The organism is Nocardia lasii (assembly GCF_042658545.1).
Lineage (GTDB): Bacteria > Actinomycetota > Actinomycetes > Mycobacteriales > Mycobacteriaceae > Nocardia > Nocardia lasii.
Map to the genome: position 1 here is coordinate 154,271 of NZ_JBHSQN010000002.1, position 9,368 is coordinate 163,638.

Genomic DNA, 9,368 nt, shown 5'->3' on the forward strand with positions numbered 1-9,368 from the left:
TTTCGGCGAGACGGGGCCGACAACGTTGTCCGCCGAACGGGGGCTCGCGCAAGGCTGTGCAGCGATGACGGAGCGTTATACAAGAGCCCGTGCTCGTGTGAGCTAGAGCACAGACTACCGCCGTTTCGTTACTCCGCCGCACGTTTTCGGGGCGGGGTTTGATCGATTTCGGTACCGCGATTCATGAGCGATCCGGGGGTAATCGATCGCGGGCATGCGGCCGCGAACCACCGGCGTACGCAGTGGTGATAGGCAGAAAAGGGCGAAGCGGACTATCCGACGGTTCGGGAGGATGCGTCAGCGGGCGAGCAGGACGCCCGCGACCGCGTTGGTGAGCTGCATGGCGTCGATCGGATGCGAGACCGCGGCCTCGGCGCGCGACCAGTTGGCCAACCAGGCGTCGTCGGGGCGGCCGGTGAGCACGACCACCGGCGGGCACCCGTCGATCTCGTCCTTGAGCTGCTTGGCGATCCCGAGACCGCCGGTCGGGGCGGATTCCCCGTCGAGGATGGCCAGGTCGATCCCGCCGGCGTCCATCTGCTCGATCACGACCGGCGCCGTGGCGACCTCGAAGAAGTCGAGCTCGGGCAGATCCGCGCGCGGTCTGCGGCCCAGCGCCAGGATCACCTGTTGACGGGTATCGGCATCGTTGCTGTAGACCAGCACACGCAGCGGGGTGGAACCTTGGGATTCGGCCACGCTCGGATCGTACGTCCGCCGGCGGTGTCACCGTGGCAGGTTCGCCGGATCGGCCTCTGGCGCAGGGGATCAGCGGGTTCATGGCAGCATCGATCTCGGTGCGCAGGCGGGCTTCCGCGCGGACATATCCGGTAATCGACAGTGGTGCGTGGGTTTTCGTCGAGATCGAGTGGTGGGCGCTGGTCGATTCCGGGACCATCGGGTCAGCATTCGACAGTGATGCTGAGGGAAGGGATTCGCACATGAGCACGCCGCGGCGGTTTTGGATCGAATTCGATCCAGCGGAGTGCGCTGACGTGCGGCTCTGGGAGGGGGTTGGGGTGACGGGGTTCGATGTGGCGGATTGTTTGTCGATGGTGGCGGAGATGGTTTGGGACGGACCGTTGCCGCCGGTGCGTCGTATCGTCGCCGATGTGTCGCTGGCCGAGCCGTTGCCGGTGCGCCGCGGGCTCGGAGTCTCGGTGTGGCGCGGTGTGTGGTATCCGGCCGTGAACCTGGCTCTCGGGCCGGCCCGCGCTATCGACCGACGTGGCGCGCCCGCCGATTATCCGGCACCTGTCACGCGATCGCGGCCGGTGCGGGTCGTCGCGGGACGGGCCACGTGGTGGGACGAGATTCCGCATATCGCCGGGCTGCGGTGGCCGCTGGTGCGCATGCAGTGCGCCGAGAACCGTAGCGCGCTGGCGGTCTGCGCCGGGGTGCAGCGCGATGCCTGTACCCGGGATCCGACCTATGGGGCCATGGTGCGCGAGGCGCTCGACTACATGATCGCGTGGCGGCCGACACCGGAGGAGTGGTTCGAGCCGACCGGCACCAGCTTCGCCGACCAACAGGATGTGGACGAGTATCTGCGCGCGTTTCGCGACTACCTGGTCGGTGATCGCCCGGAGCCGATCATCCCGGCGGGCGGCGAACCGTAGTCATCCGAGGACGTGTGCCGACGAGTCGTTCGCTGGGCGTGCGGAAGTCCCGGCCGAACCGGCCTGTCGGTGGTCGGGAAGGTTCACATTGCCTGTGGGGTCGGGGTGAGTCATTCTGGAAAGGGCAACGAACGCAGCGGATTTCACAGGGGGCGTGGGCGAATGCCGAACAGATTCAAGACGCTGACGCGGTACACGATCGAGGAAGAGCATCGGCATCCCGGGTCGTCGGGAGAGTTCTCCGCGCTGATCAATGTGGTGTCGACGGCGGCGAAGATCATCGCCAATCAGGTGACGCGGGGGGCGATCGTCGGATCCGAGGTCGAGGACGAGGGGTCGGTGAGTGGGCGGCTCGACGTGTTGACCGACGAGATCATGGTGGGGCAGACACAGTGGAGCGGGCAGTTGGCGGGGCTGTTGTCGGAGCAGCACGACACGGTGCTGCCGGCCGGGACCCGACGGGGCAAGTACCTGCTGGCCTATGACGCGTTGGACGGTTCGAGCAATATCGACGTGAACTTGCCGGTGGGGTCGATCTTCAGCATCTTGCGGGCGCCGGAGGGGATCGTCGACGGCGGTGCCGACCTCGCCGAGAGCGACTTCCTGCAACCGGGTGTGGAGCAGGTGTGCGCGGGGTTCACCCTGTACGGGCCGGCGACGATGTTGGTGCTCACCACTGGCAGCGGAGTGGACGGGTTCACGCTCGATCGGGAGATCGGGGCGTTCGTGTTGACGCACCCGCAGATGCGGATTCCGCAGGACACCGGGGGTTTCGCGATCAATGCCGCCAATGAGCGGTTCTGGGAGCGGCCGGTGCGGCGGTATGTGCTCGAGTGCCTCGAAGGGGTCGAGGGGCCGCGGGGGCGCGACTTCAATATGCGGTGGGTGGCCTCGCTGGTGGCCGACACGTTTCACATTCTGACCAAGGGCGGGGTGTATCTGTATCCGCGCGATACGCGCAGTCCCGCGGTGCCGGGGCGGGTTTCGCTGCTGTACGGGGCCAATCCGATCGCGTTCATCGTCGAACAGGCCGGTGGGGCGGCCACGACCGGTCACGAACGGGTGATGGAGGTGTCGCCGAGCGCGGCGCACCAGCGGGTGCCGTTCATCTTCGGGTCGCGCAACGAGGTGTTGCGGATCGAGCGGTATCACCGAGAACCGGACGCGGACAAGCGGTTCGACAGTTCGCTGTTCGGGACGCGGTCACTGTTCCGGCCTGCCAGACACGATCAGCGCACCTAGGGTCAGGCGGGATCCTGGTCGCGTTCTTCCTGCTGGCGGCGGGCTTCGCGACGCTGCTGCTCGGCGCGTTCGCGCAGGCCGCGCAGGAAGGCTTCGTCGTCGTCGGGGTTGGCCGCGACGTGGCGGCCGGGGCGATCGTATTCGCCGAAGCGGGTGGTGGGCACCGGACGGGACTCGTCGACGGGGCGCCCGGCGAACAACCACAGCAGGGCGCCGATCGTGGGGATCAGGACGACGACGATGATCCACCCCATCTTCGGCAGGTGCCGGATGCCCGCGTCGGGGCTGGTGATGATGTCGACCAGGCAATACACCCACAGGGCCAGGGTCAGGAAGCCGATGACGGCGTAGGGCATCGCGAGGTCCTCTTCGGTCGGTGAGTGATCGGGGCGGCCGCCTGTCAGGATGCCGTATTTGTGGTGGCAGTGGGTATTCGGGGTCGATGTTCAGTCGGGTAGCAGGGGGACCGAGATGCCCTCGCCGGTGCGCAGGAGCGCGGCGCGGGTCACGGCGGTGGCGCCGAAGCGGCGGCGCAGGTCGTCGAGGGTGGTGTCGAGCGTGTTGTCGGCGCGTGGTTCCAGCGGGAGGGTGAGCTGCATGGTGTCGGCGTCGTCGAGGTTGGTCAGCGACAGGCCGATCAGGGTGATGCCGCGTTCGGTGATCAGGGGTTGGGCGGTGTCGAGGAGCAGGCGGGCGGCGTGGCGGATCGCGGCGGAGGAATCGGTGGCTTCGACGAGGGTGTGGGAGCGGGTGGCGCGGGTGAAGTCGTCGAAACGTAAGCGCAGCACCACTGTTCGGCAGACGCGGTCGGCGGCGCGCAGGCGGCGGCCGAGGCGGTCGGTGAGACCGTCGAGGTAGGCGGCGAGCTCGTCGGGGTCACGGTGGCGGCGGCCGAGGGCGCGTTGGGCGCCGATCGAACGGCGGCGGGTGCCGGTTTCGACGCGGCGGGGGTCGCGTGCCCAGGACAGGGCGAACAAGTGGCGGGCGGCGGCGGGGCCGAGGATGGCGCGCAAATGGGGTTCGCCGAGTTCGGCGAGTTGGCCGACGCGGGTGATGTTGTTGGCGTGCAGGGTCGCGGCGGTGACTGTGCCGACGCCCCATAATCGTTCGACCGGTAGTGGGTGCAGGAAGTCGAGTTCCCGGCCGGGTTCGACCAGACGTAATCCGTCGGGTTTGGCGTCGGCGGAGGCGACTTTGGCCAGGAATTTGGTGCGGGCGATGCCGACCGAGATGGGCAGGCCGACACGGTCGGCGACCTGGGCGCGGAGACGGTGGGCGATGTCGATCGGTGCGCCGCTGATCCGGCGCAGCCCGCCCACGTCGAGAAACGCCTCGTCGATCGAGATTCCCTCCACGACCGGGGTGGTGTCGTCGAAGACCGCGAACACCGCGCGGCTCGCCTCGGCATAGGCCGACATCCGCGGCGGCACCACGATCGCGTGCGGGCACAGCCGCAGTGCCTGCCCGGCGTTCATCGGTGTGCGAATCCCGAACGCCTTGGCTTCGTAACTGGCCGCCAACACCACCCCACCGCCCACGATCACCGGTTTGCCCCGCAACCAGGGCTGGTCGCGCTGCTCGACCGAGGCGTAGAAGGAGTCGAGGTCGGCGTGCAGGATCGAGGCCTCGGTACGGGCCTGGATGCGGGGGCGGCGAGCGGAGTCGGACACGAACATATGTTCGCATCGGGGTGTGACAGGAGTCAGGGTGTCGTGGTCACCCTGGTGCGCAGGGCGGTGGCGAACGCGCTCGCCGCGCTGATATCGGTGGCGTCGGGATGGCCTTTGCTGATGCCGCCGATGAGGCGCAGGGGGAGCCAGGTGTCGTGGCCGCGGCAGTCGAAGGTGTCGAGGACCTGGAAACCTTTCTGTTCGAGGCGCCTGGACAGGGTGGTGGCGTAGCGGAGCATGGGGGGTTCGGGGGTGCCGCTGGTACGGAAGTGGAAGGCTTTGCCGTGCGGGCGGGGTGGTAGGGCGGCGATGAAACGGCGCAGGTCGGGGTGGAAGTTCATGTAGTAGATGCCGGAGCCGAAGCCAACGAGGTTGTAGTCGGTGAGGTCGGTCGGGGCGATCTCGGACGGGTCGACGACGCGGGCGTCGAGGACCTGGCCGATGGTGTCGGCGATGCGCCGGGTGTTGCCGTGGGAGACCGATTTACAGACGAGCAGGGTCTTCATGGAACGGTCCTTTCGTTTCGCTGTATTGCTCGGGCACTCTCGGAGACACCGGTCGCGGGACGAACGTGACACGAGTCGATGGTGACCTGGGTCACGCTGGTGGGTCGGCGGTGATGTCGAGGGTGCGCGCGACGTCGACGAAGCGCAGTTTGTCGGGATTGCGGATCGCGTAGAGACCGGTGATGCGGTCGTCGGCGATTTCGACCACCAGGACGGTGTCGAGGTCGCCGTCCCCGAAGCCGGCGAGGACGGCGGGCATGGCGTTGACGCTGCCGAATTCGACGGAGGCGCCCGCCATCGCGTTCTGAGCCAGTCCGATCAGGAAACGGGCGACCGGTTCGGCGCCGTGGATCGGGCGGCGCGCGGCGCTGACCTGGCCGCCGCCGTCGGAGATCTGGATGACATCGGGTGCGAGCACCGCCATCAGGGCGCTGATGTCACCGGTGGCGGCCGCCGACAGGAAGCGGCTGATCACCGCGCGGCTGGTGTCGGAGTCGTGGCGGAAACGGCGGCGGCGCGCCGCGACATGGGTGCGGGCGCGGTGGGCGATCTGGCGGACGGCGACCTCGGACTTGTCGATCATGGTCGCGATCTCGGCGTGGCTGTAGCCGAACACCTCGGCCAGCACGAACACCGCGCGTTCGGTGGGACCGAGCGATTCCAGCACGAGCAGCATCGCCATCGACACCGATTCGGCCAGCACCACATCGTGGCCGGCCTCGGGGGTGGTGCGGATCGGTTCGGGCAGCCAGGTGCCGACATAGTCCTCGCGTCGGCGGCGGATCGTGCGCAGGTGGTTGATCGATCGGCGGGTGACGATCTGCACGAGGTATGCGCGCGGATGGGTGACGTCGGTGGCGTCGCGCCAGCGAAGATAGCTGTCCTGCAACACATCCTCGGCGTCGGTGGCGCTGCCGAGGATCTGGTAGGCGATGGTGAACAGCAGTGGGCGGAAGGTGGTGAACGGGTCGGGTTCGGTCATCGGCTCCCCCGTGCTCGACTCATGGGCCGATGATTGCGCGTGGCCGGGGGTCGGCGCAAGCACGCTGTCGCGGAGGTGATCCGTGCTCGGGGCAGGCCTCACGTGGCGGGTGCCGGTACTGTGAAGCCGGTTCGAGCAAGGTGAGGAGTCGGTCGGCGGTGCGTGGTTTCGGGGATCTCGAGGCAGTGCTGATGGATCGGTTGTGGGATCGCGATGTCGATGCGACGACGGTGCGGGAATTGTTCGACGAGCTCGCGACCGAGCGCGACATCGCCTACACGACGGTGATGTCGACGATGGACAACCTGCATCGCAAGGGGTGGTTGGCGCGGGAACGCGAGGGGCGCGCGTATCGGTACTGGCCGCGGGTGACGCGGGAGGAATACAGCGCGCAGTTGATGTACGAGGCGCTCAATGTGGGGGGACGGTCGGATCTGGTGTTGAACTATTTCGTCGACCGGATCAGTGAGGACGAATTCGCAGGGCTGCGTGCGGCGTTGCGGCGGGTGGCCACTCGGCGCAGTGAGGCGAGCTGACCGGTTCGTGTCGGTGGGGTCTGATCTGATGGGGCCATGGTGAGCCTCGGGTGGGATCAGGTGTTCGCGTGGCGGCTTCGTCGGCAGTTCGTCGGATCGGAGTCGGGGACTTCGGTGGTCGAGGTCGCGCGGCGGTTGGTGGGGGTGCAGGCGCAGGTGGCGTCGGCGGCGCAGACGGCGGTCGCGGTGCGGGGTGCGCGGGTGGGCACAGTGTCGGACGCGTTGGGGGCGGGGTCGCTGGTGAAGACGTGGGCGATGCGGGGGACCTTGCACGCGATGGTGCCCGAGCAGGCCGCGGCGGCGTTGTCGGTGATCGGGTCGGCGCGTACGTGGGAGAAACCGTCGTGGCAGAAGACGTTCGGGGCCTCGCCCGCGCAGGTGGCGGCGCTGGTGGAGGTGGTGTCGGGGGTGCTGGCGGATCAGGTTCTCACGCGCGAGGAGTTGGTGGCGGCGGTGCTCGCCGAACCTGGGTTCGCTCATCTGGGTGAGCAGTTGCGGTCGGGGTGGGGCGCGGTGCTCAAACCGTTGGCGTGGCAGGGGGCGTTGTGTCACGGGCCCGCTCGGGGTTCCGCGGTCACGTTCACCGCGCCGGGGAATCTGGTGGCGGGGTGGGCGGGGGTGCCGGATCCGGACGAGGCCGCGCCGGCGCTGATTCGGGCGTATCTCGGGACGTACGGTCCGGCGTCGCCGGAGGTGTTCGACGCGTGGCTCAGTCGCAACAGTGTGCGCAAACCGGTGTTGCGCGAGTGGTTCGCGGGGATGGCGGCGGAGTTGACCGAGGTCGAGGTGGCGGGGCGGCGCGGGTGGATTCCGACGGAGTTCGTCGACGAGCTCGCGGGGGCGCGGCTCGACGGGCAGGTGCATCTGCTCGGGCCGTTCGATCAGTACGTGTTGGGGCCGGGCACGGGCGATACGGCGTTGCTGGCGGCGGGAAATCGGGCGAAGGTGAGTCGGGCGGCGGGGTGGATCTCGCCGCTGGTGGTGGTGCGGGGGCGGATCGCGGGGACCTGGGAGCAGGTCGAGGACGAGGTCGTGGTGTCGATGTTCGAGGAAGGGGCGTGTTCGACAACGGAGTTGGGGGCGGCGGTGGAACGGTTCGAGGAGGCGGTCGGGGCGCGGGGGCTCACGGTGCGGGTGGGTTGACGGGCGCTCGGGATTCGGGCGCGTGCCGAGTCGGTGATCGGCGGTCGGGGTGTGGGCGTATTAGGCTGCGGCCGTGGTGGAACCTGCGCAGCTCGTCGACACGGTGGCCTGGGTGCTGATCGAGAACGGTCGCATTCTGTGCGCGCGACCGCGTGGCAAGGACGTGTTCTTCATTCCCGGCGGGAAACGGGAGGGCGTCGAGACGGACTTGCAGACGCTGGTGCGTGAGGTCGCCGAGGAGTTGACGGTCGACCTCGCGCCCGAGAGCGCGGTCCATGTCGGCACCTACGAGGCCGCGATCGCCGACGGGCACGACACCGTCGTCCGGATGGCCTGCTATACCGCCGATTATCGCGGGGTGCTCACCGCCAGCAGTGAGATCGAGGCACTGGCGTGGTTCGGGTTCGGGGACCGGGATCTGGTGCCGCCGGTGGATCAGTTGCTGTTCGACGATCTCGCGGCGGCCGGTTCACTGCGGTAGCGAACGCGACAACCCCCGGCCGCCGAGGGTGACGGTGGCCGGGGGTTGGTGGGTGCGTCCAGATCAGCCCGCGGTCGGGGTGATGGTCGCTTCGATGGTGTGGATGGTGCCGTCGGGGATGACGAACGTCTCGGTGATCGACACGGTGGTCAGACGAACGCCGAGCAGGCCCGCGTCGAGCAGGTAGTAGGCCGTCACCGCGTCACCGTTCTCGACCCAGGTGATGTCGCGAATGCCCTGGATGGTCAGGTTGAGCGGGCCGTGGTTGAGTTCGTCGGTGAGCTGGGCGCCGGAGAAACCGGTCTGCAGGCCCATCTCGACGCGGGTGGCGTGCGGAGCGAAGGGCACCGCGCTCGCGTCGTGGGAGACCAGGGCGTCGAGGTAGGTGCGGGCCACCGCCTGACGCGGCGAATCGGACGGGTCCACCTGTGCCGCGGCGGTCGCGGTGCCCAGCGACAACAGGATCGCGGCGGTGGCAGTGAGAGATAACAAACGCATGAGTGACGATAGTGCTGGCGAGTGCGGGAAAGCGCAACTCGCCCAACAGAACTGAGCGGTTCAGCCGGGCGGGTCGACGCCGGCGGCCCGCAGTTTCGCGTCGATGAGAGCCGACAGGCGCGCCGAGGCCGCGTGCCGTTGCTGGCCGCCGTCGACGGCGTTCTCGACGGTGGCCAGGTAGTCGTCGAACACGGTGCCCAGCAGTGCTCGGGCCAGGACCCAGCCCTCGCGGGTGGCCGCGACCTCGGCGGCGGGGACGCCGAGGTCGGTCAGGCGCGACAGCAGCGCCACCGCCCGGTCGGGCAGCAGGGTGCGGTCGGTGTCGGCGAGGCGGTGCAGGGTGGCGCGGCGGGCGGTGAGTTCCTCGATGCGTTCGGTGAGGCGGCGATCGACCTCGGCGAGTCCGGCGGCGAAGGAGGCCGGGGCGGCGTCGAGCAGCGGCCCGATCTCGGCCAGCGGCACGCCCGCGGCGGCCAGGGTGCGCACGCGCACCAACCGCAGCAGCGCGTCGGGGCCGTAGCGGCGGTAGCCGGAACTGTCCCGTGCGGGCTCGGTGAGCAGGCCGTTCTTCTGGTAGTACCGCACGGTTTTGATCGTGACGCCCGCGAAGACCGCGGCCTGGCCGATCGTGATGCCGTTCATCATGTCGAGAAGTTGACCTTGATGCGGGGGCGAGGTCAAGCTCCCAGGC

Annotated in this window: 12 protein-coding genes; 5 read left to right on the forward strand and 7 right to left on the reverse strand. The window is 68.7% G+C overall.

Features of this window, described 5'->3' with window-relative positions:
• Positions 1 to 297 precede the first annotated feature (297 nt).
• Complete coding sequence (locus tag ACFP3H_RS04545; RefSeq protein ID WP_378600037.1) at positions 298 to 699, reverse strand: Rv3143 family two-component system response regulator; 402 nt, start codon at positions 697 to 699, stop codon at positions 298 to 300.
• 242 nt (positions 700 to 941) lie between these two features.
• On the opposite strand from ACFP3H_RS04545, the gene ACFP3H_RS04550 reads away from it, so the two are divergent.
• Together ACFP3H_RS04550 and ACFP3H_RS04555 are read left to right on the forward strand one after the other, a co-directional pair.
• Positions 942 to 1,619 carry a hypothetical protein gene (locus ACFP3H_RS04550; protein WP_378600040.1) on the forward strand — a complete coding sequence of 226 codons (678 nt, stop codon included), beginning with the start codon at positions 942 to 944 and terminating at the stop codon, positions 1,617 to 1,619.
• Positions 1,620 to 1,781: 162 nt separating this feature from the next.
• On the forward strand, positions 1,782 to 2,861 hold the full coding sequence (locus ACFP3H_RS04555) for a class 1 fructose-bisphosphatase (RefSeq protein WP_378600043.1): 1,080 nt from the start codon (positions 1,782 to 1,784) through the stop codon (positions 2,859 to 2,861).
• Positions 2,862 to 2,863: 2 nt separating this feature from the next.
• Here the strand turns inward: ACFP3H_RS04555 and ACFP3H_RS04560 are convergent, their stop codons facing one another.
• The 4 genes from ACFP3H_RS04560 to ACFP3H_RS04575 all read right to left on the reverse strand — a co-directional run bounded on the left by ACFP3H_RS04560 (position 2,864) and on the right by ACFP3H_RS04575 (position 6,019).
• Entirely contained in the window at positions 2,864 to 3,217 is a 354-nt protein-coding gene (locus ACFP3H_RS04560; protein ID WP_378600045.1) for a PLD nuclease N-terminal domain-containing protein, read from the reverse strand.
• Positions 3,218 to 3,307: 90 nt separating this feature from the next.
• Positions 3,308 to 4,537 (reverse strand): DNA polymerase IV, encoded by a 1,230-nt coding sequence (gene dinB / locus ACFP3H_RS04565; RefSeq protein WP_378600048.1) that lies wholly within the window; start codon positions 4,535 to 4,537, stop codon positions 3,308 to 3,310.
• Positions 4,538 to 4,563: 26 nt separating this feature from the next.
• Entirely contained in the window at positions 4,564 to 5,037 is a 474-nt protein-coding gene (locus ACFP3H_RS04570) for a flavodoxin family protein (RefSeq protein ID WP_378600050.1), read from the reverse strand.
• 91 nt (positions 5,038 to 5,128) lie between these two features.
• Positions 5,129 to 6,019, reverse strand: coding sequence for an RNA polymerase sigma-70 factor (locus ACFP3H_RS04575; RefSeq protein WP_378600053.1), 891 nt, complete (start codon positions 6,017 to 6,019; stop codon positions 5,129 to 5,131).
• A 158-nt stretch (positions 6,020 to 6,177) separates the two neighbouring features.
• Here ACFP3H_RS04575 and ACFP3H_RS04580 point away from each other — a divergent pair, with 158 nt between their 5' ends.
• The 3 genes from ACFP3H_RS04580 to ACFP3H_RS04590 all read left to right on the forward strand — a co-directional run bounded on the left by ACFP3H_RS04580 (position 6,178) and on the right by ACFP3H_RS04590 (position 8,179).
• Positions 6,178 to 6,555 carry a BlaI/MecI/CopY family transcriptional regulator gene (locus ACFP3H_RS04580; protein ID WP_378600055.1) on the forward strand — a complete coding sequence of 126 codons (378 nt, stop codon included), beginning with the start codon at positions 6,178 to 6,180 and terminating at the stop codon, positions 6,553 to 6,555.
• Between the two features lie 36 nt (positions 6,556 to 6,591).
• Positions 6,592 to 7,698 (forward strand): winged helix DNA-binding domain-containing protein, encoded by a 1,107-nt coding sequence (locus ACFP3H_RS04585; RefSeq protein WP_378600058.1) that lies wholly within the window; start codon positions 6,592 to 6,594, stop codon positions 7,696 to 7,698.
• A 73-nt stretch (positions 7,699 to 7,771) separates the two neighbouring features.
• Positions 7,772 to 8,179: an NUDIX hydrolase gene (locus ACFP3H_RS04590; RefSeq protein WP_378600061.1), complete on the forward strand. Its 408-nt coding sequence runs from the start codon at positions 7,772 to 7,774 to the stop codon at positions 8,177 to 8,179.
• A 63-nt stretch (positions 8,180 to 8,242) separates the two neighbouring features.
• Here ACFP3H_RS04590 and ACFP3H_RS04595 read toward each other — a convergent pair whose 3' ends face one another.
• On the reverse strand, positions 8,243 to 8,677 hold the full coding sequence (locus tag ACFP3H_RS04595) for a DUF8021 domain-containing protein (protein WP_378600064.1): 435 nt from the start codon (positions 8,675 to 8,677) through the stop codon (positions 8,243 to 8,245).
• A 60-nt stretch (positions 8,678 to 8,737) separates the two neighbouring features.
• Positions 8,738 to 9,322 (reverse strand): MerR family transcriptional regulator, encoded by a 585-nt coding sequence (locus ACFP3H_RS04600; RefSeq protein ID WP_378600066.1) that lies wholly within the window; start codon positions 9,320 to 9,322, stop codon positions 8,738 to 8,740.
• Between the last annotated feature and the right edge of the window lie 46 nt (positions 9,323 to 9,368).

Excerpts from the sequence above, each read along its gene's own strand:
- dinB (WP_378600048.1), bottom strand. The coding sequence starts at position 4,537 with ATGTTCGTGTCCGACTCCGCTCGCCGCCCCCGCATCCAGGCCCGTACC.
- ACFP3H_RS04555 (WP_378600043.1), top strand. The coding sequence starts at position 1,782 with ATGCCGAACAGATTCAAGACGCTGACGCGGTACACGATCGAGGAAGAG.
- ACFP3H_RS04550 (WP_378600040.1), top strand. The coding sequence starts at position 942 with ATGAGCACGCCGCGGCGGTTTTGGATCGAATTCGATCCAGCGGAGTGC.
- ACFP3H_RS04575 (WP_378600053.1), bottom strand. The coding sequence starts at position 6,019 with ATGACCGAACCCGACCCGTTCACCACCTTCCGCCCACTGCTGTTCACC.
- ACFP3H_RS04560 (WP_378600045.1), bottom strand. The coding sequence starts at position 3,217 with ATGCCCTACGCCGTCATCGGCTTCCTGACCCTGGCCCTGTGGGTGTAT.
- ACFP3H_RS04585 (WP_378600058.1), top strand. The coding sequence starts at position 6,592 with ATGGTGAGCCTCGGGTGGGATCAGGTGTTCGCGTGGCGGCTTCGTCGG.
- ACFP3H_RS04595 (WP_378600064.1), bottom strand. The coding sequence starts at position 8,677 with ATGCGTTTGTTATCTCTCACTGCCACCGCCGCGATCCTGTTGTCGCTG.
- ACFP3H_RS04600 (WP_378600066.1), bottom strand. The coding sequence starts at position 9,322 with ATGATGAACGGCATCACGATCGGCCAGGCCGCGGTCTTCGCGGGCGTC.
- ACFP3H_RS04570 (WP_378600050.1), bottom strand. The coding sequence starts at position 5,037 with ATGAAGACCCTGCTCGTCTGTAAATCGGTCTCCCACGGCAACACCCGG.